At 70.2% G+C, this 24,126-nt stretch carries 20 protein-coding genes and 1 tRNA gene; 10 read left to right on the top strand and 11 right to left on the bottom strand.

The features are described 5' to 3' along the window. Positions 1-71: 71 nt before the first annotated feature. Positions 72-1,697: a CocE/NonD family hydrolase gene (locus EIZ44_RS36725; RefSeq protein WP_134733738.1), complete on the top strand. Its 1,626-nt coding sequence runs from the start codon at positions 72-74 to the stop codon at positions 1,695-1,697. Here the strand turns inward: EIZ44_RS36725 and EIZ44_RS36720 are convergent. Together EIZ44_RS36720 and EIZ44_RS36715 are read right to left on the bottom strand one after the other, a co-directional pair. Continuing rightward, positions 1,687-2,448 carry a metallophosphoesterase gene (locus EIZ44_RS36720; RefSeq protein WP_134733736.1) on the bottom strand — a complete coding sequence of 254 codons (762 nt, stop codon included), beginning with the start codon at positions 2,446-2,448 and terminating at the stop codon, positions 1,687-1,689. The two genes, EIZ44_RS36725 and EIZ44_RS36720, sit on opposite strands and share 11 nt — an antisense overlap. A 4-nt stretch (positions 2,449-2,452) precedes the next feature. Beyond that, on the bottom strand, positions 2,453-3,067 hold the full coding sequence (locus EIZ44_RS36715) for a GntR family transcriptional regulator (protein ID WP_134733734.1): 615 nt from the start codon (positions 3,065-3,067) through the stop codon (positions 2,453-2,455). A 45-nt stretch (positions 3,068-3,112) separates the two neighbouring features. Between EIZ44_RS36715 and EIZ44_RS36710 the strand changes: the two genes are divergently transcribed. Continuing rightward, a complete protein-coding gene (locus EIZ44_RS36710; RefSeq protein ID WP_134733732.1) occupies positions 3,113-4,297 on the top strand; it encodes an aminotransferase class V-fold PLP-dependent enzyme in 1,185 nt (394 codons plus the stop codon). A gap of 280 nt (positions 4,298-4,577) precedes the next feature. Here EIZ44_RS36710 and EIZ44_RS36705 read toward each other — a convergent pair. From EIZ44_RS36705 to EIZ44_RS36695, 3 genes are all read right to left on the bottom strand, one after another. Further along, a tRNA-Val gene (locus EIZ44_RS36705) sits at positions 4,578-4,649 on the bottom strand. A 44-nt stretch (positions 4,650-4,693) separates the two neighbouring features. Next, positions 4,694-5,158, bottom strand: coding sequence for a peroxiredoxin (locus EIZ44_RS36700; protein WP_020657595.1), 465 nt, complete (start codon positions 5,156-5,158; stop codon positions 4,694-4,696). A 55-nt stretch (positions 5,159-5,213) separates the two neighbouring features. Then, a complete protein-coding gene (locus EIZ44_RS36695) occupies positions 5,214-5,648 on the bottom strand; it encodes a DUF3052 domain-containing protein (protein WP_009074710.1) in 435 nt (144 codons plus the stop codon). Positions 5,649-6,046: 398 nt separating this feature from the next. Between EIZ44_RS36695 and aceE the strand changes: the two genes are divergently transcribed. The 3 genes from aceE to EIZ44_RS36680 all read left to right on the top strand — a co-directional run bounded on the left by aceE (position 6,047) and on the right by EIZ44_RS36680 (position 10,503). Then, positions 6,047-8,842, top strand: coding sequence for a pyruvate dehydrogenase (acetyl-transferring), homodimeric type (gene aceE / locus EIZ44_RS36690; RefSeq protein ID WP_043835979.1), 2,796 nt, complete (start codon positions 6,047-6,049; stop codon positions 8,840-8,842). A gap of 106 nt (positions 8,843-8,948) precedes the next feature. After that, positions 8,949-10,160 (top strand): alpha-hydroxy acid oxidase, encoded by a 1,212-nt coding sequence (locus tag EIZ44_RS36685; protein WP_134733730.1) that lies wholly within the window; start codon positions 8,949-8,951, stop codon positions 10,158-10,160. Between the two features lie 97 nt (positions 10,161-10,257). Next, on the top strand, positions 10,258-10,503 hold the full coding sequence (locus EIZ44_RS36680) for a hypothetical protein (protein ID WP_037820494.1): 246 nt from the start codon (positions 10,258-10,260) through the stop codon (positions 10,501-10,503). Between the two features lie 2 nt (positions 10,504-10,505). Here the strand turns inward: EIZ44_RS36680 and EIZ44_RS36675 are convergent, their stop codons facing one another. The 4 genes from EIZ44_RS36675 to EIZ44_RS36660 form a co-directional block, all read right to left on the bottom strand. Continuing rightward, positions 10,506-11,144, bottom strand: coding sequence for a nicotinamide mononucleotide transporter family protein (locus EIZ44_RS36675; protein WP_037820491.1), 639 nt, complete (start codon positions 11,142-11,144; stop codon positions 10,506-10,508). Between the two features lie 418 nt (positions 11,145-11,562). Then, the gene (locus EIZ44_RS36670) at positions 11,563-12,426 is read right to left on the bottom strand and encodes a mechanosensitive ion channel family protein (RefSeq protein ID WP_078870822.1); all 864 of its coding nucleotides are present in this window, start codon (positions 12,424-12,426) and stop codon (positions 11,563-11,565) included. A 726-nt stretch (positions 12,427-13,152) separates the two neighbouring features. After that, positions 13,153-14,367, bottom strand: a complete 1,215-nt coding sequence (locus tag EIZ44_RS36665; RefSeq protein ID WP_134733728.1) for an ABC transporter permease — start codon at positions 14,365-14,367, stop codon at positions 13,153-13,155. After that, the gene (locus tag EIZ44_RS36660; protein ID WP_043835984.1) at positions 14,364-15,281 is read right to left on the bottom strand and encodes an ABC transporter ATP-binding protein; all 918 of its coding nucleotides are present in this window, start codon (positions 15,279-15,281) and stop codon (positions 14,364-14,366) included. The genes EIZ44_RS36665 and EIZ44_RS36660 overlap by 4 nt, the downstream gene beginning before the upstream one ends. A gap of 155 nt (positions 15,282-15,436) precedes the next feature. On the opposite strand from EIZ44_RS36660, the gene EIZ44_RS36655 reads away from it, so the two are divergent. From EIZ44_RS36655 to EIZ44_RS36630, 5 genes are all read left to right on the top strand, one after another. Then, entirely contained in the window at positions 15,437-16,648 is a 1,212-nt protein-coding gene (locus tag EIZ44_RS36655) for a PucR family transcriptional regulator (RefSeq protein ID WP_037820487.1), read from the top strand. Positions 16,649-17,184: 536 nt separating this feature from the next. After that, on the top strand, positions 17,185-18,096 hold the full coding sequence (locus EIZ44_RS36645; RefSeq protein WP_134733724.1) for an ACP S-malonyltransferase: 912 nt from the start codon (positions 17,185-17,187) through the stop codon (positions 18,094-18,096). Beyond that, entirely contained in the window at positions 18,093-19,076 is a 984-nt protein-coding gene (locus EIZ44_RS36640) for a beta-ketoacyl-ACP synthase III (protein ID WP_134733722.1), read from the top strand. The genes EIZ44_RS36645 and EIZ44_RS36640 overlap by 4 nt, the downstream gene beginning before the upstream one ends. 70 nt (positions 19,077-19,146) lie before the next feature. Beyond that, on the top strand, positions 19,147-19,392 hold the full coding sequence (locus EIZ44_RS36635; RefSeq protein ID WP_037820481.1) for an acyl carrier protein: 246 nt from the start codon (positions 19,147-19,149) through the stop codon (positions 19,390-19,392). A gap of 51 nt (positions 19,393-19,443) precedes the next feature. Next, the gene (locus EIZ44_RS36630) at positions 19,444-20,694 is read left to right on the top strand and encodes a beta-ketoacyl-[acyl-carrier-protein] synthase family protein (RefSeq protein ID WP_037820479.1); all 1,251 of its coding nucleotides are present in this window, start codon (positions 19,444-19,446) and stop codon (positions 20,692-20,694) included. Positions 20,695-20,760: 66 nt separating this feature from the next. On the opposite strand, the gene EIZ44_RS36625 is transcribed toward EIZ44_RS36630, so the two are convergent. Together EIZ44_RS36625 and EIZ44_RS36620 are read right to left on the bottom strand one after the other, a co-directional pair. Further along, positions 20,761-21,360 carry a hypothetical protein gene (locus tag EIZ44_RS36625; RefSeq protein WP_037820478.1) on the bottom strand — a complete coding sequence of 200 codons (600 nt, stop codon included), beginning with the start codon at positions 21,358-21,360 and terminating at the stop codon, positions 20,761-20,763. A gap of 23 nt (positions 21,361-21,383) precedes the next feature. After that, positions 21,384-21,887 carry a DUF3145 domain-containing protein gene (locus tag EIZ44_RS36620; protein ID WP_093576929.1) on the bottom strand — a complete coding sequence of 168 codons (504 nt, stop codon included), beginning with the start codon at positions 21,885-21,887 and terminating at the stop codon, positions 21,384-21,386. Positions 21,888-24,126 lie beyond the last annotated feature (2,239 nt).

Raw genomic sequence — 24,126 nt, 5'->3', positions numbered from 1 at the left:
CCCAGGGTTCCCCTCACGGACCGCCTTCTCCGCAGGAGCGGAACGGTAGCGACTCGCGTACGTTCGATTACGTGCTGAACCGAATCGTCGACCGACTGCTCGGTCTCCCCGCCGCCGAGGGTCCGGCCCCGACCGCAGCCAAGGGCCTCCGCGTCCCGATGCACGACGGCGTGCACCTGCTAGCCGACCGCTACACCCCGGCGGGCCTGACGAACGGCCCCGTAGTCCTGATCCGCACCCCCTACGGCCGCACCGGCCCCCTCGCCAAGCTCTTCGGCGAAACCTTCGCGCGCCACGGCCTGCAAACCGTCCTGCAAAGCACCCGCGGCACCTTCGGCTCCGAAGGAGAATTCCGCCCGTTCCACCTCGAACGCGAGGACGGGATCGCCACCGCCGAATGGCTGCGCGCCCAACCCTGGTGCGACGGGCGGATCGCGATGGCGGGCGCGAGCTACCTCGGCCACACGCAATGGGCAGTCGGCCCGTATCTCGACCCGCCGCTGGAAGCCATGTGCCTCGGGATCACCGCGTCGGAATTCGTCAGCACGTTCTATCCGGGCGGGGTGCTCGCGGCGGACAACATGGTGTCCTGGTCGGCGATGATCGGGAAGCAGGAGGAGCGGTTCGCCGCGCTGCCGAACCCGTTGCAGACGCGGCGCACGCGCAGTGCGATGGCGTACCTGCCGATCGCGGGCGCGGACGTGGCGGCGATCGGCAAGCCGGTGCAGTTCCTCCAGGACGTCACCGAGCACGCCGACCCGGACGACGATTTCTGGCAGATGTCCGACCACAGCGCCGAAGTCGCGAAACTCGACGTGCCGGTCAGCATGGTCACCGGCTGGTACGACCTGTTCATCCGCGCGCAGATGCGGGACTTCCGCACGCTGCAGGACGCCGGACGGTCGCCGCGGATCACCGTCGGCCCGTGGTCGCACGGCGAACCGGCCAGCTTCCGCGTGCTGATCCAGGACCAGCTCGGCTTCCTGCGCGCGCACCTCGCCGACGACCGCACCCAGTTACAGCGCTCCCCCGTGCGGATCTTCCTGCAGAAGGCGTCGACCTGGCTCGATTTCGACCACTGGCCGCCGGCTTCCGAGCCCACGCACGCACACCTGCGCCCGGTCGGCGGTCTCGGCGAAACGGTGCCCGGCGAGGCCCTGCCCACGCCCTTCACCTACGACCCGGCGGACCCGACCCCGGCCGTCGGCGGGCCGTTGCTGATGGGAAAGTCCAAGCAGCGCGACAATTCCGAGATCGAGGCGCGCGACGACGTGCTGGTGTTCACCGGCGAACCGCTGGTGCACGACGTCGACGTGATCGGCGATGTGTCCGCCACCGTGTTCGTGCGGACCGAATTGGCCGACGCCGACGTGTACGTGCGGCTGTGCGACGTCGATCCCGGCGGCATCTCGCGCAACGTCACCGACGGAATCCTGCGACTGCGTCCCGGCCTGCCGGAAGCCGACGCCGACGGAGTGGTGCGGGCCGAGGTGGAGCTCGACCCGACCGCGTACCGCTTCCGTCGCGGGCACCGCTTGCGGGTTCAGGTCGCGGGCGGCGCGTTCCCCCGGTTCGCGCGCAATCACGGTACGGGAGAACGGGTTTCGTCCGCGGTGCGCGGCACGCCGAACCGGTTCGAGGTGTTCCACGACGAGACCCGGCCCTCGCGGGTCACGCTGCCGGTCTTTACTCGGTGACCGTGCGCTGATGCGTCGTCAGCCTGCCGTCGTCGTGCAGCACGTGCAGCAGCAGCGACGGCGGGCTGTCGAAGTCCAGCGGCCCGCCTTCGTCCCAGCCGCGGCCCGCGCCGGGTTCCACCGGCAGCAGTGATCCGGACACCACGCCCGGCGCGATCCGCACCGGCACGCCCGCGAACTCTGTTGCAGCGCCGGTGTGCACGTGCCCGCACAACAGCGCTACGACGCCGGGATGCCGCTTCAGCACGGCAGCGAGACGGTCTTCGCCGGTCTGGCGGATCGCGTCCACCAGCGGCACCCCGACGTCGAGCGGCGGGTGGTGAAACGCGACGAACGACGGGCCGTCGTGGCCAGCGAGCGTGTCGTCCAGCCAGGCGAGCGTCTCGTCGGCGAGGTAGCCCGCGCCCTTGCCCGGGATCGTCGAATCGCACGACACGAGCAGGACATCGGCCACCTTGGTCGCGGAGTTCACCGGTGCGTCGCCAGCCGGTTCTCCCAACAGCGCTTCGCGAAACTGCGCGCGGACGTCGTGGTTGCCGGGGCAGACCACCACCGGCACCGGAAGGTCCAGCAGTTCGGCCGCGCGACGGTATTCCTCGGGCAGGCCGTGATCGGCGATGTCGCCGGTGGCGAACACAGCGTCGACCGGCGCTTCGAGGTTTCGCAGGTACCGCGTCACTGCGGCGGCCCGTGCGTCGGCGCGCTCGCTGCCGTCGAGGTGGATGTCGGAAAGATGCGCGAAAACCCGCACCGGATCAGCTCCCTTGCAAGTACGTCAACGCTTTCACCCAGTTCCGGACCAGCAGCGCGGACGCGCCGGGCAAATCGTTCGCCCGCAAGGCCGCCGCGATCTCGCGGTGTTCGGCCACGCTCTCCGCCACTCGGTCCCGCCCGCCGAAGTATGCCGTCTCGTAGCGTTTGAGCAACGGCTTTGTCTGCTCGATCAAGCGCAGCAGATGGGGGTTGCCGCAGCGGGACGTGAGCAGCGCGTGCCAACGGTCGTCGGCTGCCGGGAGATCGCAGGAATCGGCTATCTCGTCGAAAATCCGGTCGAGCGCGTCCGGCAGCGAGGCGAGTTCCAGCGGCGACGTCCAGCGCAGGGCGAGCGCTTCCAGTTCGGCGATCAGCGGGTACAGCCGGCGCGCTTCCTGCGGATCGAGTGGCGCGACGAGGAATCCGCGCCCCGGAGCGGCGACGAGCAGCCCGCGGTCGGCCAGTCCGATCAGCGCCTCGCGCAACGGCGTGCGGGAGACGCCCAGCTCGTTCGCCAGGTGGACCTCGTTGATCCGGGTGTCGGCGGGAAACCGTCCGTCGAGGACGCGCGCGGTGATCTCCTCGATGAGTTCACCGCGCAGGAGTCTCTTGCCCATGCGGCGAGTATTGCACACAGTTCACTCGTACTGTATTCAGTTCATATGGCCAGCTCTTTCGATGTCGCCCGCGCACGGTCCGAAACCCCAGGGTGCGTCGGAGTCACGCACTTCAACAACGCCGGCTCCGCCCTCCCTCCCGCACGCGTCACCGACACCGTGATCGACTACCTGCGCACCGAATCCCTGCTCGGCGGCTACGAAGCGGTCGAACAGGCCAAGGACCGCATCGACGGCGTGTACGCCTCGATCGCGCGGCTGCTCAACGCCGCCCCGGAAGACATCGCGCTCAGCGACAACGCCACCCGCTCGTGGCAGGCGATCTTCTACGCGCTGCCGTTCGGGCCGGGCGACCGGATCCTCACCGCGAGCGCCGAATACGCCAGCAACGCCATCGCCTACCTCCAGATCGCGCGCCGCACCGGAGCGACCGTCGAGGTCGTGGGCGACGACGAAACCGGCCAACTCGACGTCGCCGACCTGCGCCGCCGCATCGACTCCGACGTCAAGCTCATCGCGGTGACCCACGTGCCCACCCAGGGCGGCCTGGTGAACCCCGCCGAGGAAATCGGCGCCGTCGCGCGCGAGGCGGGCATCCCGTTCCTGCTCGACGCGTGCCAGTCGGCCGGACAACTGGACCTCGACGTCGAACGCATCGGCTGCGACGCCCTGACCACCACCGGCCGCAAGTACCTGCGCGGGCCGCGCGGCACCGGCTTCCTGTACGTGCACCCGCGGCTGCGCGACCGTCTCGAACCGGCGATGCTCGACCTGCACTCGGCCAAGTGGACCTCCCCCACCGAGTACGTCGTCGACCCGACCGCCAAGCGATTCGAGGTATGGGAACGCGATTACGCCGCGGTACTCGGCCTCGGCGCGGCCGTGGACTACGCGCTGGAATGGGGCCTGCCCGCGATCGAAGAACGCGTCACCGCCCTGGCCGCGACCCTGCGCTCCCGCCTGGCCGAACTGGACCGAGTCACCGTGCACGACGCTGGCGCGCGCAAATGCGGGCTCGTGACCTTCAGCGTCGACGGACTGCCCGCGGACGAGATCAAGGACCGGCTGAACGCGGCGAAAATCAACACGAGCGTGGCGCGCCCGCCGTCGGCGCAGTACGACTTCACCGCCCGCCAATTGCCGGATCTGGTGCGCGCGTCGGTGCACTACTACAACACCGACGAGGAGATCGACCGGCTGATCGGAGAGGTCGCCGCACTCACGCGGTGAGATCACCCGGTTGGCGCAGTATCCAGCGCCGCCGAAGCCGCCTCTTGTCTCGCGTACACCCGCGGAGTGCGCTGCGGCCGGGCCTGTCGAGGGGGCAGGCCCGACGGGGCAAGGGGAGGAACGAGAAGGCCTCTTGGGCCGGGAACGATGGGGGATCCCGGTTCAAGGGGCCTTCTCTTGCGTCCGCGGAGACCGCACCGGATGCTCGACAGTCCAGGCAACGAAAACAAGCGACCCCATCCGGTGAAAACTCCACCGGATGGGGTCGGCTCGAAAACGGTGGGCGCAGCAGGGATCGAACCTGCGACCGCTCGGGTGTAAACCGAGTGCTCTCCCGCTGAGCTATGCGCCCGCGCGCCGGAACGGGGAATCCCCGCCCCGGCGAGCGAAAAGAATTCAGGCGGTCAGTTCCTCGACCGCCTTCTTCCACCCGGCCTGGTCGCGCGCCTCGCCCGGCGCGTTGACCTCGGCGAAGCGGACCACGCCTTCGGTGTCGATCAGGAAGGTGCCGCGGACGGCGAGCCCTGCCTGGTCGTTGAACACGCCGTACTTCTGCGCCACCTCGCCGTGCGGCCAGAAGTCCGACAGCAGCGGGAACTGGTAGCCCTCGACCTCGGCCCACGCCTTGAGCGAGAACGGCGTGTCGACCGAGACGCCCAGCACCTGGACGCCCTTGCCGTCGTAGTCGCCGAACTCGTCGCGCAGCTGGCACAGTTCGCCGGTGCAGATCCCGCTGAAAGCGAACGGGTAGAACACCAGCAGGACCGGCTTGTCGCCCTTGAACTGCGACAGCGTGACCGGCTGCTTGTTGTAGTCGTTGAGCGTGAAGTCAGGGGCCTGCGAACCGACCTCGACGGCCATACCGGCGATTCCTCTCCAGAGCGAACACGAGCGTGCCGCCCACCCTATCGCGGCCTCAGCGCTGCTTGGCCTTCGAGGACTTCGGCGACACCAGCCGGGTGCCCAGCCAGCCGGGGCCCACGCTGATGTTGGCCGTCTGGGCGAGCCCGACCTGGGGCACCGCCTCGGCGATGTCGCTGGGCTCGACGTGCCCGGGCTGCCCGGTCTTCGGGGTCAGCACCCAGATCACGCCGTTCTCGTCCAGCGGGCCTCGCGCGTCGACCAGCGCGTCCCCGAGGTCTCCGTCGTTGTCGCGCCACCACAGCAGCACAACGTCGATGACCTCCTGCGCGTCTTCGTCGAGGAGCTCACCGCCGATGGTTTCCTCGATCGCCGCGCGGACGTCGTCGTCGACGTCCTCGTCCCAGCCGATCTCCTGGACCACCATGTCCGGCTTGATGCCAAGGCTCTCGGCGACGCCGGCGTTGCCTGCGTCTCCCGCGGCGACCACTGCTTCCACTCCTCCAACTACGACGGAGCGCGGCGGTAGGTCCGCCGCACTCGGATACACGGTTGTCGAACAGCGAACACTGACGCGGCGCTGCGCGCAACCGTCCACACCGGATCTTTGGCAAGTCGTGTCTGCAGCGTAGGGGCTTGCCGCCTCCCCGCCCGACTCCGGGTGGCACTCAGTACCCACCGCTGCGACGCCCTCCCCGAGAGCCTCCTTTAGGGTGGGGGAGAGAAAACGCGCGCGCGATACACCGTGCGCGGGGAGTGGCGACACTCGGGCGGCCGATGTTACCGGGCAGTACAGGTGACGGGAACCCCAACCGGGACGACCATGGACGTCGGCGAGCACTCCCGCCCACCAGCTACAACGGCTACAACCAGCTACAAGGAGACCCCTTGGCCCCGCAGAACGACGGCGCCTCCGGCAAGGAGACCCCGGCTCGCGTACGCGTCATCCGTGACGGACTCGCGGCGCACCTTCCCGACATCGACCCGGAAGAGACCAGCGAATGGCTGGACTCCTTCGACGAGGCGCTGGCGCGAGGGGGCCAGCAGCGGGCCAGGTACCTGATGCTGCGCATCCTCGAGCGCGCCCGGGAGCGCAACGTCGGCGTCCCGGCGCTCACGTCGACCGACTACGTGAACACGATCCCCACCGAGAACGAGCCGTGGTTCCCGGGCGACGAGGAGATCGAGCGCCGCTACCGCCGCTACATCCGCTGGAACGCGGCGATCATGGTGCACCGCGCGCAGCGGCCGGGCGTCGGCGTCGGCGGCCACATCTCCACCTACGCCTCGTCGGCGGCGCTGTACGAGGTCGGCTTCAACCACTTCTTCCGCGGCAAGGACCACTCCGGCGGCGGCGACCAGGTCTTCTTCCAGGGCCACGCCTCCCCCGGCATGTACGCCCGCGCGTTCCTCGAGGGCCGCCTTTCCGAGCAGCAGCTCGACGGGTTCCGCCAGGAGTACAGCCACGCGGGCGAGGGCGGCGGCCTCCCGTCGTACCCGCACCCGCGGCTGATGCCGGAGTTCTGGGAGAACCCGACGGTGTCGATGGGCCTCGGCCCGATGAACGCGATCTACCAGGCGCGGTTCAACCGCTATCTGCACGACCGCGGCATCAAGGACACCTCCGACCAGCACGTCTGGGCGTTCCTCGGCGACGGCGAGATGGACGAGGCCGAATCGCGCGGCCTGATCCACGTGGCCGCGGGCGAGGGCCTCGACAACCTGACCTTCGTGATCAACTGCAACCTGCAGCGGCTCGACGGCCCGGTGCGCGGCAACGGCAAGATCATCCAGGAGCTGGAGTCCTACTTCCGCGGCGCGGGCTGGAACGTGATCAAGGTCATCTGGGGCCGCGAATGGGACGCGCTGCTCTCGGCCGACCGCGACGGCGCGCTGGTCAACCTGATGAACGTCACGCCGGACGGCGACTACCAGACGTACAAGGCCAACGACGGCGCCTTCGTCCGCGAGCACTTCTTCGGCCGCGACCCGCGGACGAAGGAACTGGTCAAGGACCTGTCCGACGCCGACGTCTGGAACCTCAAGCGCGGCGGGCACGACTACCGCAAGGTGTACGCGGCGTACAAGGCGGCCATGGAGCACCACGGCCAGCCGACGGTGATCCTGGCCCACACCATCAAGGGCTACGGCCTCGGCCCGTCGTTCGAGGGCCGCAACGCCACGCACCAGATGAAGAAGCTCACCCTCGACGACCTGAAGCTGTTCCGGGACGCGCAGCGGATCCCGATCAGCGACGAGGAACTCGAGAAGAACCCGAAGCTGCCGCCGTACTTCCACCCCGGCCCGGATTCGCCGGAGATCGAGTACATGCGCGGCCGCCGCAAGGCGCTGGGCGGGTACCTGCCGGAGCGCCGCCCGAAGACCGCCAAGGCGCTCGTGCTGCCCGGCGACAAGGTCTACGAGGGCGTCCGCAAGGGCTCGGGCAAGCAGGAGGTCGCCACCACGATGGCGATCGTCCGGCTCATCCGCGAGCTGGCGAAGGACTCGGAGATCGGCAAGCGGATCGTCCCGATCATCCCGGACGAGGCCCGCACGTTCGGCCTCGACTCGATGTTCCCGACCGCCAAGATCTACAACCCGCACGGCCAGACCTACACCTCGGTCGACGCGAGCCTGATGCTGGCGTACAAGGAGTCCGAGAAGGGCCAGCTGCTGCACGAGGGCATCAACGAGGCGGGTTCCACCGCGTCGTTCACCGCCGTCGGCACGTCGTACGCGACGCACGGCGAGCCGATGATCCCGATCTACATCTTCTACTCGATGTTCGGGTTCCAGCGCACCGGCGACGGCCTGTACGCGGCGGCGGACCAGATGGCCCGCGGTTTCGTGCTGGGAGCCACCGCCGGCCGCACCACGCTCACCGGCGAGGGTCTCCAGCACGCGGACGGGCACTCGCTGCTGCTGGCGGCGACGAACCCGGCCGTGGTGGCGTACGACCCGGCGTACTCGTTCGAGATCGCCCACATCGTCAAGGACGGCCTGCGCCGGATGTACGGCGAGACCGGCCCGGACGGCAACGGCGAGAACGTCTTCTACTACATCACCATCTACAACGAGCCGTACCAGCAGCCGGCGGAGCCGGAGAACCTGGACGTCGACGGCGTCCTGAAGGGCCTCTACCGGTACGCCGACGCCCCTGAGGGCGACGGTCCGGAGGTTCAGGTGCTGGTCTCCGGCGTCACGATGCCGGACGCGCTCAAGGCGCAGAAGATGCTGGCCGAGGAGTGGGGCGTGCGGGCCGCGGTGTGGTCGGCGACGTCGTGGGGCGAACTGCGCCGCGAAGCGGTCGAGATCGACCACGAGAACCTGCTGCACCCGGACGCGACGCCGCGGGTTCCGTACGTCACGCAGAAGCTGGCCGAGGTTTCCGGCCCGGTCGTGGCGGTGTCGGACTGGATGCGCGCGGTGCCGGACATGATCCGCCCGTGGGTGCCCACCGACATGCTCACGCTCGGCACCGACGGGTTCGGCTTCTCCGACACCCGCCCGGCCGCGCGGCGCAAGTTCCTGGTGGACGCCGAGTCGATCACCGTCGGCGCGCTGTCCGCGCTCGCCAAGCGCGGCGAGTTCGACCAGGCGAAGGTCGCCGAGGCGGCGCGCCGCTACCGGCTCGACGACGTGGCGGCTGCCGGGCCGCAGACGTCCGACTCCGGCAACGCGTGACCGCTGCCTGACCGCGGAGGCCCCTCCCGGGACGATGTCCCGGAGGGGCCTCTGCCTTAAGGTAGACATCGGATGTATCCGGATGCCTGACGAAAGGTGGTCGAGCGTGACCCAGCGTCGCCTGCCCCGGCCCAGCGAGCTCAAAGAGATCCTGCGGCCGAAGCCGATCGTGCTCAATCCGACCGACCGGCGCCTGGCCGGCGCGCACACGATCGCCGACCTGCGGATGATCGCGCGCAAGCGGACCCCGCGCGCGGCGTTCGACTACACCGACGGCGCGGCCGAGCTCGAGGACAGCCTGCGCCGCGCCCGGCAGGCCTACCGCCGGGTGGAATTCCAGCCCAACGTGCTGCGCGGGGTGTCCGATGTGGACACCAGCAGGGAGATCCTCGGCAAGCGCTCGGCGCTGCCGTTCGCGTTCGCGCCCACCGGGTTCACGCGGATGATGCAGACCGCGGGCGAGCGCGCGGTGGCCAGGGTGGCGCAGCGCAACAACATGCCGATGGCGCTTTCGACGATGGGCACCACGTCGATCGAGGATCTCGCGGCCGCCGCACCGGACGCGCGCAAGTGGTTCCAGCTGTACGTGTGGCGCGACCACGGCGCGGGCGAAGATCTGATGAATCGCGCGTGGGAGAGCGGATACGACACGCTCCTGCTGACCGTCGACACCCCGGTCGCGGGCCAGCGGCTGCGCGACGTCCGCAACGGCCTCACCATCCCGCCCGCGATCACGCTGAAGACGTTCGTGGACGGCGCGATGCATCCGGCCTGGTGGTTCAACATGCTGACCACCGAGCCGCTGAACTTCGCGTCGCTCAACCGGTTCGGCGGCACCGTCGCGGAACTGCTGGACAAGCTTTTCGACCCGACGCTGAACTTCGACGACCTCGACTGGGTGCGCCAGACCTGGCCGGGCAAGCTCGTGATCAAGGGCGTGCAGAACGTCGACGACGCCCGCGAGGTGGTGAAACACGGCGCGGACGCGGTCCTGCTGTCCAACCACGGCGGCCGTCAGCTCGACCGGGCCCCGACGCCGATCGAGCTGCTGCCCGCGACGCTGGACGCGGTCCAGGACAGCGCAGAAGTCTGGGTCGACACCGGCATCCTGTCCGGCGGCGACATCGTGGCCGCGCTCGCCCGCGGCGCGAACGCGGTGCTGATCGGCCGCGCGTTCCTGTACGGCCTGATGGCGGGCGGCGAACGCGGCGTGCAGCGCTGCGTGGACATCCTGCGCACCGAGATGATCCGCACTATGCAGCTGCTCGGGGTCCGGCGGGTGGACGACCTGCGCCCCACCCACGCCACGCTCCGCTGAGCGGGGCGTCGGCGCGGGCTGGTGCGGTCGGCGTAATCGCGTATCCAGTGACGGACATCACGTCTCTTGCCTTCGGAAGATCCGAGGGGGAAAGACCATGTCCGTCACGCTGAACCGCCGCGCGCTGGCGATGCTCCGCGCGATCGCCGCCGGCCGAGCCGAACTCACCCGCAGCTGCGAACCGGATCTGAGGGTCGACGGCCTGCCCTGCTGCGACCAGACGACGGCGCACGATCTCGTCCGGGAAGGCCTGGTCCGCCCGGTGTCCGCGCTGGGCGGACCGGTCGGGCAGTGGACGCGGGCCGAGCTGACCCCGGACGGGCAGCTCGCGCTCGGCGCCTGACCTCAGCGCGCCGCGGCGACGGCCTTCTCGCCGGACACCGCGGTGCGCGCCGAGCGGTTCCAGGTGACCCAGCCGTGGACGACCAGCGCGGCGAAGACAATGTAGATCGCGGCCGAGAAGTACAGGCCGGAGCTGATCTGCAGCGGCACGCCGATCGCGTCGACCACCAGCCACACGCCCCAGAACTCCACGAGCCCGACGCCTTGCGCGGCGAACGCGACGAGCGTCCCGACGAAGATCGCGGCGTCCGGCCAGGGCGCCCACGAGGCGTCGAGTGCCTGGAGCGTCAGCGCCATCGCGACCGTGCCCAGTCCGAACGCGCCGAGCATCACGGCCCGCTCGGTCCAGCGGCCCTTGCGCACCACGACGCCGTACACCGGGTCGGTCCGGCGGTTCCAGGCCCACCAGCCGTAGAGCGAGATGAGCAGGATCGCGACCTGCCGTCCGGCGAGGCCGCCGAGATGCGCGGACGCGTACACGGAGAAGAGCAGGACGGTCGCGCCGACCTGCACCGGCCAGGTCCACAGCGTCCGCCGCTGCGCGAGGAACACGACCGCGAGCGCGAACACCTGCCCGGCCAGCTCGGCGATCGAGATCCACTGGCCGAACACGGTCACGCCGTGATGCAACAGGAAGTCCACGTCGGCACCCCTTCCGATCTACGCCTCCCAACATGCAACACGGAGCCGCCATTCCCGTGCCGATGTGAGACTGCAGACAGTCCCGCTGAGTGGACGCCGGAGCCGGACATGGCGGAGGCCCGGCGCCGAGGTGGCGCCGGGCCTCCATCGCCCGGAACGGCGGGGCCGACTGTGGGTCATCGAGACCCAGCCCCGCGTGCCGCCCTTGCCGACCGCCACGAGCAAAATGGCGGCGGGCAGACCGCGGGGCCGCGCTGCCGAAGCAACGCGGCCCCTTGTCCCCGATCCGCGGATCGGGGAAGGCCGTCAGCGAAGCCGCCTGCCGGGTTCGAATCCGGTCAGCAGCACGGCCCGGAGCCGGCGAACCTCCGCGGATCAGCTCGCTGTCCGCGGAATCCCCGGCTCGACTGGCCTCCGCTCAGCGGTCCACGCGCCCGAACCCGGCGGGCGGGGTCGGCGGCTCCGGCGGGCGGCCGCCGTCCGCGGGCATCTGGCGGGTCTGCTCGCCCGGCTGCGGAAGGCTGCCCGACTGGGACTGCGGGTAGCTCTGCGTCCGGGCCTGCCCGGCGTGCGCGTGCTGCCCGCTCACCTGGCCCTGCTCCCGCGCACCGTTGCCGGAGCCGACCTGGCCCTGCAGGTTCGCCAGCCAGCCGCCCCAGCGTTCCTGGGCCGGCTTGATGAGGCCGCCGCCGAAGCCGACCACGATCACGCCGCCCGCGGTCGCCAGCACCGCGATCAGGATCGGGCCGGTCACCGCCGTCGCGATGTTCACCTGGCCCAGCGCCGCGATGATGCCGAACGCCATCACCAGCCAGTACGCGATCGTGCTGAGCAGCCGCCCGGCCGAACGGCCCGACAGCGCGCCCGCGACGACGTCCCGCACGACCTTCGCGATCGCCGCCGCGACGATGATCAGCACCACCGCGACCAGGATCCTCGGCAGGAACGCGATGATGTCGTTCAGCAGCTGGCTCACCGGGTTCGACTGCCCGAACACCCCGAACGCCAGCTGCAGCGCGATCAGCAGAATGAAGTAGTAGACGAGTTTCACGAGCACCGCGGTGGCGTCGAGATTCGCGCCCTTCACCATTCCGGTCAGCCCGGTCTTCTCCACCATCCGCGTGAAACCGAGCTTTCCGAGAACGAGCCCGACCGCTTTGGACACGGCTTTCGCGATCAGCCAGCCGATCAAGAGGATGATCAGAAAACCCACGAGTTTCGGGACGAACGTGGCCACCAGATTCCAGGCCTGTCCGAGTCCGTCCTTGAGTTGTTCACCCACGCTGGCTCCCTTCGCCGCGGTTCGACGTGGATTCCGGCACCGTCCTGTCGCACCGGGTCGCAGGACAGGTACCCACTGCGCCCGAGTGCTGTGCACCACGATCGAGTGAGACGACTGGCGCGGGAAGATCAATCGCCGCCATACTTGTCCTACCGGTGGGGACCGGGGAGACGAGGCCGCTCGGCGCAGCGAAAACCGCAAGCGCCGAGCGGCCTCGAACATTTTCCGCTCTTTATCGCCGCGCGCGGGCGCTTCCGAGACGAATACGGTTCGGGTTTTCTCCGCCGTTCATCTGGCCTTCATGTTCGGGCGATTGGCGAGTCGCCGACGGATTTGCGTGCCGACCAGCGGACGGCGGCGGAGATGTCCGGACGGGAATCCCGTGCGGGCGCGGTCTGTGCGGTGCGAATTCGCGTCGCGCGACAGCCCGCGGCGGCGAATTGCGCGAGCCTTCCGCACACGTGCCGGATTACCGCGCGGCGGCAATAGCGCCCGGCGGAGATGCCGCGCGAAGGTCATTAACGGGCGCTCGGCCGGTTGGCCGGAACGGCGGGTTCGCGAGGGCGGCGTTCACGCAACTCACCCGATGCCGCTAACCCACGTGGGTTAGGGCCTCCGCTGCCCAGGTCCCTCACCGGGACAACGCGTCCACCGAGAGTAGAGGCTTCGGCACACAAACGGCGGGCCGCGGCATTCCGCCGCGGCCCGCCGTCTGTAACTTCACTGTCAGGCCGCGCGCAGGGCGTCCCGCAGCTTCACCTTCGCGCCGGTGCGCATCACCGCGTTGCGGTAGATCCGCGCGGCCAGCCAGATCAGCGCCGGGATCAGCACGATCACCAGACCCACCGACAGCACCGCCTCCCACACCGGCACGCCGCCCATCGCGAGCCGCATCGGCATCAGCGTCGGCGCGAACACCGGGATCAGCGACAGCACCTCGGCCAGCGGGCTGCCCGGATTCGACGGCAGGATCGAAATCCCCACCACGTACCCGGCGATCACGAACATCAGCGCGGGCATCGTCGCGCCGCCTACGTCCTCCTGCCGCGACACCAGCGCGCCGAGAGCGGCGAACACGATCGAATACATGAAGAACCCGAGCAGGTACCAGACGATCAGCCAGATCACGGTGCCGACCGCGGCGTTCACCGAGATCGTCAGCACCCCGAACCCGAGCCCGGCCGCGACGCCCGCCACACCGATCGCCAGCATCTGGATCAGCCCGACGACGCCGATGCCGAGCACCTTCCCGGCCATCAGCTGCCACGGTTTGATCGTCGACAGCAACAGCTCGACCACCCGCGAGGTTTTCTCCTCGACGACGCCCTGAGCCACGCTCTGCCCGTTGAGCATCAGCGAGAGGTAGATCAGGATGCCCGCGATGATGCCGAGCACCAGCTGCTGCCCGTTGTAGTCGTACGGTTTCTCGAGCGGCGGCAGTTCGTCGATCGTCGCCTCGGCGGTCGCCTGGCGCACCTTCGCCGGATCGCCGCCGAGGGACTCGATCTGCTGGTTGAGCGCCAGCTGCCCCTCGAGCACGGTGAACGTGTTCTTCAGCTTCGCGTCCAGGTCCTTCTTCACCTGGACGTGCACCCGCTTCGCGTCCTGCACCAGGAGCGCGTCGATCGAACCGTCCCGCAGCTTGTCCTGGCCGGTCTTCTCGTCGGGCACCTGCTGCGTCGCGACGGTCTGGCCGATCGACTTCGCCGTCGCGCTCAGCGGCTGCGCCAGCGGCGAGGCGGCCGGCACGTAGCCGACCGTCGCGTCGGCGCCCCCGCCGCCGTTGAAGAGCTTGAAGACCAGCGCCAGCCCGACGACGATGACCACCATCACCAGCGTGGTGATGCGGTAGGCCTTGGAATTGACCCGTGTGGTGATTTCCCGCCCGGCGACGAGGCCGACCGCGGACATCGGGCTCATCTGGATGTTCGACCCGGTCATGCCGCGGCCTCCTGCTGCTCGGACACGACAGAACGGAACAACTCGGTCAGGGACGGCAGTTTGCGGGCGAATTCCCGCACCGGGCCGGTCGCCAGCGCGGCGCGCAGCACCGCCTGGTCGTCGGCGCCGTCAGCCAGTTCCAGTTCGGTCACCGGGCCCTTGCGGCCGAGCACGGTCACGCCGGGCAGCGCGGCGGCCCAGTTTTCCGGAGCCTCCGGCGCGTCGACGAGCAGCCGGACGGTCCCGCCCGCGCGCAGTTCCGCCACCGTGCCGGACGCCTCCATCCGTCCACTCCGGACAATCCCGATCCGGTCGCACAGCCGTTCCACCAAATCCAGCTGGTGGCTGGAAAACACGACCGGAACGCCCTCGGCGGCCTTCTCCTTCAGCACGTCGCTCATCACGTCGACGGCCACCGGGTCCAATCCGGAAAACGGTTCGTCCAGCACGAGAATCCGCGGTTCGTGCACCAGCGCGGCGGCCAGCTGCACGCGCTGCTGGTTGCCGAGGCTGAGCTTCTGCACCTCGTCGTCGCGGCGCGCGGCCACGCCGAGGCGTTCGGTCCACCGTTCGCTCGACGCCTTCGCCGCGGCGGCGGGCATTCCGTGCAGCCGGGCCAGATACGTGAGCTGTTCGCCGACCTTCATCTTCGGGTACAGGCCGCGTTCCTCGGGCATGTAGCCGATCTGCCGGCGCGTTTCGTGCGTGATGGGCTCGCCCGCGTAGCGAACCTGGCCCGCGTCGGCGCTCAGCACCCCGAGCGCGATGCGCATGGTGGTCGTTTTGCCCGCCCCGTTGCTGCCGACGAATCCGAAAAGCTCCCCCGGCCGCACGTCGAACGTCATTTTCTCGAGCGCCACCACGGCGCCGTACCGTTTGGAGATCCCGTCGATCTCCAGTCCGGGCTCTGGCATGGCCCGTCCCCCTGTTCTTTTTTCGCGCGGGGTGATCCCCTACCACCCCACCCCGGATCCTAGGCACTTCGTCCAGGCGCCGCCCACCGCCCGAGGTCGCCGTCGCATCCGCCTAAAGTTGCGGGTCGCGCGCGGCACGTAGGATCGGATCCGACATGGCCGACACCACGGGACGCCCAGCGCGCAAGCACCACGGACTGTCCGCGAAAACCCTGCGCAGCCTGGAGCACGCCTCCGGGCGGCTGGCGAGCGCGAGCGTCGCGGAAATGGAACGCCGGCTGGTGTGGTTCGCGCGGCTTCCCGCCGACCAGCGCGCCAGCGTTCTGCTGATCACGCAGACCGGGGCCAGCGGATTCGTCGCGTGGCTGCGGGATTCGAAGGAAGCGCTGAAGCTCACCACCGAGGCCTTCCGCGACGCGCCGACCGAAGTGTCGCGCTGGATCAGCCTGCGCCAGGCCGTCGCGATGGTGCGGCTCGCGATCGAGGTATTCGAGGAGCAGCTCCCCGAATTCGCCGCTTCGGAAGCCGAACGTGCCGCGTTGATCGAAGGAATTCTGCGCTACGGCAGGGAAATCGCTTTCGCCGCGGCCAATTCCTACGCCGCGGCGGCGGAAGCGCGCGGCGCGTGGGACGCCCGGCTCGAAGCGCTCGTGGTGGACGGAATCGTCCGCGGGGACGCCGAAGAATCCGTCCTTTCGCGAGCCGCGGCGCTCGGGTGGGATCCGGCCGCGGCGGCGACTGTGCTGGTGGGAAATCCACCGTCGGACGACCCGCCGACGGTGGTTTTCGACGTCCGCGCCCGCGCCGCCCGCGTCGGCCGCGCGGTGCTGCTGTCGGTGCAGGGCTCGCGGCTGGTGATCGTGATCGGCGGCCCCACCGAGGGCGGGCCGAAGGAACGCGAAATCCTGGCCCGGATGTCAACGGTCTTCGCCGACGGCCCGGTCGTCGCCGGCCCGACAGTGCCGACGCTGGCCGAGGCGCACCACAGCGCGGCCGAGGCGCTGTCCGGCCTGCGCGCGGTGGTCGGCTGGCCCGCCGCCCCGCGCCCGGTGCGCTCCGACGACCTCCTCCCCGAACGAGCCCTCTCCGGCGACCCCGGCGCGGAACGGCTGCTGGTCGACCTCGTGGCCCGGCCGTTGGAAGAAGCCGGAGCCGCCCTGCAGCGGACGGTCGAGACCTATCTGGACACCGGAGGGGTGCTGGAACGCTGCGCGCAAACGCTGTTCGTGCACCCGAACACGGTCCGGTACCGGCTGCGCAAAGCCGCCGAACTCACCGGCCGCAACCCGACCGACGCCCGCGACGCACTGGTGCTGCGGGTCGCGCTCACGGTGGGCAGACTCGCCCGGGCCCGCGGGCTTTGGTGACCGTTCCAGTGCGGTTTTCGCAGTAGCGCGGTGCGCGAGCGGCAGCGGTGCTTGCGAGGTGCTGCGGGCACCCGCCGACAGGGAGGCTTCCTCTCCCGTTTCGGTCCGTGAAGGGCTCCTTGAGGGAATCTGATTCCCTCAGAGGCCCCCTCACAGACGCCACCCGGAGCGGGAAGCAGCGCGGCCCGGTCGACGCGGCAACGCCGCACGCCTCGCTGCTGAAAAACCCCAATGTGGCATTGGGTGCGTCGGATGCACCCAATGTGGCGTTCGGTGCGTCTGACGCACCCAATGCCACATTGGGAGCATCCCGCCCCGCCCCTTCGAGCCGAGGCGCGACCACGGTGTGACAGGGACGCGGCGAGCGCGTGACGGGTGACAGACTTCACGGCAAGCGCTGGTTGAATCCCACAAGGCGGATGGGTTAAGGGCCGGGTTCTCCGGCGGGTCTTTGGAGGTTTTCTCCAATAACGCCGCGCGGACTTGGTGACCGCCCGCAGCCGAAGCGCGGCGGGTCCCGTGGTCTCATAGACAGCGTGACAGTTGCAGTCCTCTCCCCCGGCCAGGGTTCCCAAGCCCCCGGCATGCTCGCTCCGTGGCTCGATCTCGACGGCGCCCGCGCGCGCGTCGAAGAGTGGTCCGCCCGCTGCGGGCTCGACCTCATCCGGCTCGGCACCGAGGCCGGCGCCGAGGAGATCCAGGACACCGCTGTCGCGCAGCCGCTGATCGTCGCGCTGTCCCTGCTGTCCTTCGAGCACCTCCCGGTCGCCGACGACGCTCCGGTCGCCGGCCACTCCGTCGGCGAACTGGCCGCGGCCGCGATCGCCGGGGTGCTCAGCCCGGCCGACGCCGTCGCGCTCGCCGCGGTCCGCGGCGCCGAGATGGCCAAGGCCTGCGCGCTCGAACCGACGTCGATGGCCGCGGTGATGCTCGGCGATCCCGAGGAAGTCGCCGCGTGGCTGGAAAGCCAGGGCCTCGCCGCCGCGAACCGCAACGGGGCCGGGCAGATCGTCGCTTCCGGGTCCGCCGCCGCGATCGAGAAGATCATCGCCGAGCCGATGGAGGGCACGAAGATCCGTGCGCTCAAGGTCGCCGGCGCCTTCCACACGCCCTACATGGCCCCCGCGGAAGACGCCCTGCGCGAGCACGCCGCCGGTCTCTCCCCGGCCGACCCGACGCGCCCGCTGCTGTCCAACGCCGACGGTCAGGTCGTCACGAGCGGCGCGGAGTACCTGCGCAGGCTCGTCGCCCAGGTGACCCGCCCGGTCCGCTGGGACCTCACCATGGACGGGCTCGTCTCGCTCGGCGTGGACCGCACCGTCGAACTGGCGCCCGCGGGCACCCTGACCGGACTGGTCAAGCGGCAGCTCAAGGGCGTCGTCACCACTACCACCGCGCTGAAGTCGCCCGCCGAGCTGGCGGCGCTGCGCGAGGAGGACGCCCAGTGACCGCCCGCCCCACCCTGCGCCTGACCCAGGGCGCCCCCGCCGCCCGCATCCTCGGCTTCGGCAGCTACCAGCCGGACCGGATCGTCACGAACGACGACCTGTCGCAGGTCATGGACACCAGCGACCAGTGGATCCGCGACCGCGTCGGCATCATCGAGCGGCGGTTCGGCGAGAAGGACGACGTGCTGGTCGACTACGCCGTCGCCGCCGGGTCCGAAGCGCTCGCCGACGCGGGCCTCGACGCGTCCGAAGTGGACACGGTCATCGTGCCCAACTGCACCATGCCCTCCCAGATCCCGAACGCGGCCGGGCAGGTCGCCGCGCGGATCGGCGTCGCGGCCCCCGGCGCGTTCGACCTCAACGCCGCGTGCGCCGGATTCTGCTACGGCCTCGGCGTCGCCTCCGACCTCGTGCGCGCGGGCTCGGCGAAGAAGGTCCTCGTGATCGGCGCGGAGAAGCTCACCGACGTCGTGGACCCGACCGACCGCGCGAACGCGATCATCTTCGCCGACGGCGCGGGAGCCGCGGTGGTCGGCGGGTCCGACGAACCGGGCATCGGCCCGGTCGTGTGGGGTAGCGCGGGCGACCTCGTCGACCTCATCTACATGCGCGACCACCAATGGATCTACCAGGAGGGCCAGTCGGTCTTCCGCTGGGCGACCACGCAGATCGCGCCGATCGCGCTGCGCGCGCTGGAAGCCGCCGGGCTGCAACCGTCCGATGTGGACGTGCTGGCCCCGCACCAGGCGAACCTCCGGATCGTCGAGTCGATCGCCAAGAAGCTGCGCGCCAAGGGGGCACGCGAGGACATGGTGGTGGCCGACGACATCAAGTACTCGGGCAACACCTCGTCCGCTTCGATCCCGATGGCGCTGGACCACATGCGCAAGGCGGGGACGGCGAAAAGCGGCGACGTGGTGCTGGCGGTCGGCTTCGGAGCCGGGCTTTCCTATGCCGCGCAGGCGTTCGTCCTGCCCTGAGCGATACTTCCCCCGCGGGCACCGTGCCCGCGAGCGGACCTCCAGAAGAACCGAGAAGGGAACAACACCGATGGCTGACAACACTGAGATTCTCGCCGGCCTCGCCGAGATCGTCGAAGAGGTCGCCGGCGTGGCTCAGGACGACGTCACCGCCGAGAAGTCGTTCGTGGACGACCTGGACATCGACTCGCTGTCGATGGTCGAGATCGCCGTGCAGGCCGAGGACAAGTTCGGCGTCAAGATCCCGGACGACGAGCTGGCCAACCTGAAGACCGTCGGCGACGCGGTGAACTACGTGTCCGCCAACTCGAAGTAAGTCCTCTTCGTACCCGGGCCCCGGTCCGGAGCCGACCTTGGGGAGACACCCATGAGCAACATCGACGTCGTGATCACCGGAATGGGCGCGACCACGCCGCTCGGCGGGGACGTCGCGTCCACCTGGGACGGTCTGCTGGCCGGCCGCAGCGGGATCCGCACGATCGAGGCGGACTGGGCGGCGGAGCTGGACCTGCCGGTGCGGATCGCGGCGCAGCTCGCCGTCGAGCCGACCGACATCCTGCCCCGCGTGCAGGCCCGCCGGCTCGACCGGTGCGAGCAGGTGGCGATCATCGCCGCCCGTCAGGCCTGGGCCGACGCCGGGTTCGCCGAGCAGACCGACGAGCACGCCGACGTCGAACCGGAACGCCTCGGCGTCTCGATCGGCACCGGGGTCGGCGGGCCGGTGACCCTGCTGACCCAGAACGATCTGTTGCACCAGCAGGGTCTTCGCAAGGTGTCGCCGCTGACCGTGCCGATGCTGATGCCGAACGGGCCCGCCGCGCACGTGGGCATCGACCTGAAGGCTCGGGCCGGGGTGCACTCGCCCGCGTCGGCGTGCGCGTCCGGGGCCGAGGGCATCGCGAACGGCTTCGAGATGATCCGGTCCGGACGGGCCGACGTGGTGGTCGCGGGCGGTTCCGAGGCGTGCATCCACCCGATCACCGTCGCCGGGTTCGCCCAGGCGCGCACGGTGTCGACGCGCAACGACGACCCGGCCGCGGCGTCGCGTCCGTTCGACGTGAGCCGCGACGGCTTCGTGCTCGGCGAGGGCTCCGGCGTCGTCGTGCTCGAGCGGGCCGACCGCGCGAAGGCCCGCGGCGCGCGGATCTACGCGAAGCTGGCCGGCTACGGCCTGACGTCCGACGCCTACCACATCACGGGCAACCACCCGGAGGGCATCGGGCAGATCGCGGCGATGCGCGCGGCGATGACGATGGCCGGACTGTCCCCTTCGGACGTCGGCCACGTGAACGCGCACGCGACGTCCACTGTGGTCGGCGACATCGGCGAGGCGGCCGCGATCCGGTCCGCGATCGGCGAGCACCCGGTGGTCACCGCGCCGAAGGGCGCGCTCGGCCACCTTGTCGGCGGGGCGGGCGCAGTCGAGGGCATCGCGACAATTCTCGCGCTGTACGAGGGCGTCGTTCCCGCGACGCTGAACCTCACCGAACTGGACCCGAAGGTGCAGCTCGACGTCGTGGCCGGGGAGAACCGCAAGGTCGAACTCGCCGCGGCGCTGTCCAACTCGTTCGGTTTCGGCGGGCACAACACCGCTCTGCTGTTCACGCCGGCGAACTGAGTCCTTTTCACGCTGAAGGGCCCCGCGGAAATCTTCCGCGGGGCCCTTCAGCGTTTCACCGGGTTCTCAGCACTTGTCGTGTTCGGTGGCCGTGCCGTCGACCGTGTCGATCCGGTACGAGCCGTGCTCGAACTTCAGCGGCAGCACCAGCCGCCAGTGGATGCACTTCTCCTGGAAGTCGACCGGGGCCTCGTTGAGCGACTGGGTGCTGGTGAACCCGACCAGCGCCCGCAGCGTTCCCTGCGCGCCCGGTTCGATGCGGTACAGCATCACGTCGACGTCCTTAGTGGACTGGAAGCTCCGGTGGAAGTCGTACTCCGGCATCTTGCTGCGGCGAGCGTCGCTGACCGTCTCCGCCCAGGCTTCGTAGTCCTTCTGGTTCACCGCGGTGAAATAGGACTTCAGCACCGTGCGGACGGCGTCGTCCTGCGGGTGGTTCTCGGCGTCCGGGGTGGCCCCGACCTCGACCGCGCCGGACTTGTCGGCCGCACCGCCGCTGGTGGTGGCGGACGGAGCCATGGCTTCGCCGTCGGCCGCGCGCGGCGAATCGGGGCGGCGGTACAGCTCGCGGGCGAGCAGACCCCCGGCGACGGTGATGGACAGGACCACCACGAGCACGGGGATCAACCACCGCTGACGGGAAGGCGGGGCCGGGTGAACGCTCACCCGGGTGAGGGTACCGCCCCCGCTCACCCGACCTGGTGCAGCCAGGTGACCGGGGCGCCGTCGCCCGCGTGCCGGTACGGCTCGAGCGCCTCGTCCCAGGCCGCGGCGAGGAGTTCGTCGAGCTTGTGCGCGAGGGTTTCGCCGCCGCGGGTCATGCTGACGAGCGCGCGCAGCTGGTCCTCGCCCACGACGATGTCGCCGTTGGCGCTGGTGCGGCCGTGCCAGAGCCCGAGTCCGGGCGCGAAGCAGAACCGCTCGCCGTCGACGCCCGCGCTGGGTTCCTCGGTGATTTCGAAGCGCACCATCGGCCACGCCTTGAGCGCGCCGGCGAGTTTGCCCGCGGTTCCTGCGGGCGCGCTCCAGCTGCATTCGGCCCGGAGCTGTCCCGGACTGGCCGGCTGGGCCGTCCACTTCAGCTCGACACGGGCACCAAGGGTGCCCGAAATCGCCCACTCGACGTGCGGACATACCGCAGACGGCGACGAGTGGACGTACACCACGCCTCGGGTGCTGCCACGGGTGCTCACTGCTGACCTCCGCTTGTTCGACGAGGGACGTCTTCCCCTACGACCTCTCGAACCCTGCGCAGGTTGCGTAGCCTCCACGGCAGTTCCCGACCTGTGTAGCACATTCTGCACCCCAACCGTGCCGTTTGGCCACATGAACACCACAAGTCGCAGCGGACGACCCATTGTGGTGAGCCACGCCGACGCGAGGGCGCGAAGCACGGTTCCGGCGGCCCGGCACGCTAGCGTGGTGCACCGGAAACGCTGCGGATTCGACAGGAGAATTTCGGTGCGACTGGTCCGTCTCGGGCAGCAGCCCTCGCGCGTCGCGGAAGACGTGCGGGCCGCACTGGCCTCCCTCGGCCGGGGGAGCACGGTGATCGGCGGCGTAGCGCTCGTCGGCGCCCGCCCGACCGGAGACCGTTCGGTCGAGGCGGTCGTGGTGCTGCCCGCGGGCGTGCTCGTCGTGATCGGCGTCGACCTGCCCGACCCGGCCCTGCGCCTCGAAGCCCCGCTGAGCGGCCCGTGGAAAGCGGACGGCTGGCCCCTGGTCCACGGCGACGACGTCAACCCCGCCACCGAAGCTCTCGACCTGTCCCAGGAATGCGAGCGCCGCATCGCGGAACTAGGCGGAGGCCCGGTCGGCACGATCGTGGCGGTCGGCCCGTACGTCGAGACGGTCGACCAGCCCCCCGGCGACCTCGCGGGCCCGGTCCGCGTCCTGCACCCGACGCCGACGACCATGCTGGCAGCGACGGTCTCCCTCGCCACGGCACGGCATCCGCGATCAGTGGACCAGGCCCGCGCGTTGATCGCGGCGCTGGCGCCGGACGCGCCGGAGCTTTCGGACGAGGTCCTGCGCGGGGAAGGTTTCGTCCGGTTCGCGGACGACGTTCCGGTTCCTCCTGGGCCCCGGTCTCCTGCGGGTTCGGCTGGTTCTGGTGCTGCGGCTGCCGGGGTGGCTGGCGCTGGTTCGGCTGGTTCGGCTCCTGCCGCGAGCGCAGTCAACACTGGCCCGGCGAGCAATGGCACTGCCGCCGCGAACCCCGGTTCCGCAGTCGGAACGGGGGTATCCGCTGGGACTGCGGCCGCAGGGCTCGGAGCTGCTGCGGCCACCGCGGCGACATCCGGCCCTGCTGGAACCGCCGCCAAGCCCGATCCTGCTGGGGCCGTCGCCGGTTCCGGCTCGCCAGGCCCGGGAAACTCCGCTCCAGACTCGGCTCGGGCCGTTGCTGTCGGGTCCGGCGCAACCCCGTCCAGTGCCGCTGGATCGAACACCGTCGCTCCCGGCACAACACCTTCCGGTGCTGCCGGATCGAACGCTCTCGCTCCCGGTACCACACCTTCCGGTGCTGCCGGATCGAACGCTGTCGCTCCCGGTACCGCTCCATCCACCGCGGAGGCCGTCCCCGGCGGCACTGCGAGGCCGCAAACTCCAGCCGGTGCCGGTGATGTCCGAGGGCTTCCCGTCTTCCCCGGTGCCCCGACGTCGGGATCCGCAGGCACCGCGACGCCGAAGGCTGCTGCTTCCCCCAGCAACCCTTCCGCCGCACCGAAGTCCGTCACTCCGCCGGTGCCGAGGCCGAAGATCATCGCGGTACGGCCGCCTCGTCCGGAGATTCCGTCGATCGAACTGGAGTCGCTTTCCGAAGCGCCTACCGAGTCCGCGGACCCGCCTGAGGCGCCGACCGAGAAGATGCCGTCCCCGGCGAAGCCGCAGCCTGCCGGACGTCCGCGCGGTGCCGTTCCGCCAGTCGTGCCGAGCAGTCCGCCCCAACCCCCGCGACCGGCTCCCTCCGCAAGCTCGGCCGCCAGCCCCGGTACCGGATCGAAGGCAGTCAGTCCCGGAACCGGAACAACCGCTGCGGCAGGACCTGCGCCTGGGGCAGCCCGAGCTGGAGCAGGTGCACCCTCCGCTGCCGGAACACGCGCGACCGCCACGCCAGGAACCGGCACCGGGACAGCAGGGGCAGGACCTGAGGCAACCGTCATGGCCGGACCCGGTACTGGGGCAAGCTCAGCCGCAACCGCCACGCCAGGAACCGGCGCTGGGGCAACCGGGGCGGGCGCTGCGACAACTCCCGCGGGAAACCGTGCCGGGGCGGCCGGGGCAGGAGCAGCGACAACCCCCGCGGGAACCGTGGCCGGGGCGGGAGCTGCGGCAACCTCCGCGGGGACCGGCACCGGGGCAGGAGCAGCGACAACCGCCGCGGGAACCGGTGCCGGAGCCGGGCCGAACTCCCCGGCTGGGCCGAACTCC

The sequence above is a fragment of the Amycolatopsis nivea genome, assembly GCF_004522235.1.
GTDB classification, from domain to species: domain Bacteria; phylum Actinomycetota; class Actinomycetes; order Mycobacteriales; family Pseudonocardiaceae; genus Amycolatopsis; species Amycolatopsis nivea.
Note: the sequence above shows the minus strand (reverse complement) of the source record. Positions and strands in the feature narration are given on the sequence as shown.

Coding starts and splice junctions, on each gene's coding strand:
- EIZ44_RS36715 (WP_134733734.1), bottom strand. CDS start 3,067: ATGGGCAAGAGACTCCTGCGCGGTGAACTCATCGAGGAGATCACCGCG.
- EIZ44_RS36710 (WP_134733732.1), top strand. CDS start 3,113: ATGGCCAGCTCTTTCGATGTCGCCCGCGCACGGTCCGAAACCCCAGGG.
- EIZ44_RS36700 (WP_020657595.1), bottom strand. CDS start 5,158: ATGGCCGTCGAGGTCGGTTCGCAGGCCCCTGACTTCACGCTCAACGAC.
- EIZ44_RS36680 (WP_037820494.1), top strand. CDS start 10,258: ATGTCCGTCACGCTGAACCGCCGCGCGCTGGCGATGCTCCGCGCGATC.
- EIZ44_RS36665 (WP_134733728.1), bottom strand. CDS start 14,367: ATGACCGGGTCGAACATCCAGATGAGCCCGATGTCCGCGGTCGGCCTC.
- EIZ44_RS36660 (WP_043835984.1), bottom strand. CDS start 15,281: ATGCCAGAGCCCGGACTGGAGATCGACGGGATCTCCAAACGGTACGGC.
- EIZ44_RS36655 (WP_037820487.1), top strand. CDS start 15,437: ATGGCCGACACCACGGGACGCCCAGCGCGCAAGCACCACGGACTGTCC.
- EIZ44_RS36635 (WP_037820481.1), top strand. CDS start 19,147: ATGGCTGACAACACTGAGATTCTCGCCGGCCTCGCCGAGATCGTCGAA.
- EIZ44_RS36630 (WP_037820479.1), top strand. CDS start 19,444: ATGAGCAACATCGACGTCGTGATCACCGGAATGGGCGCGACCACGCCG.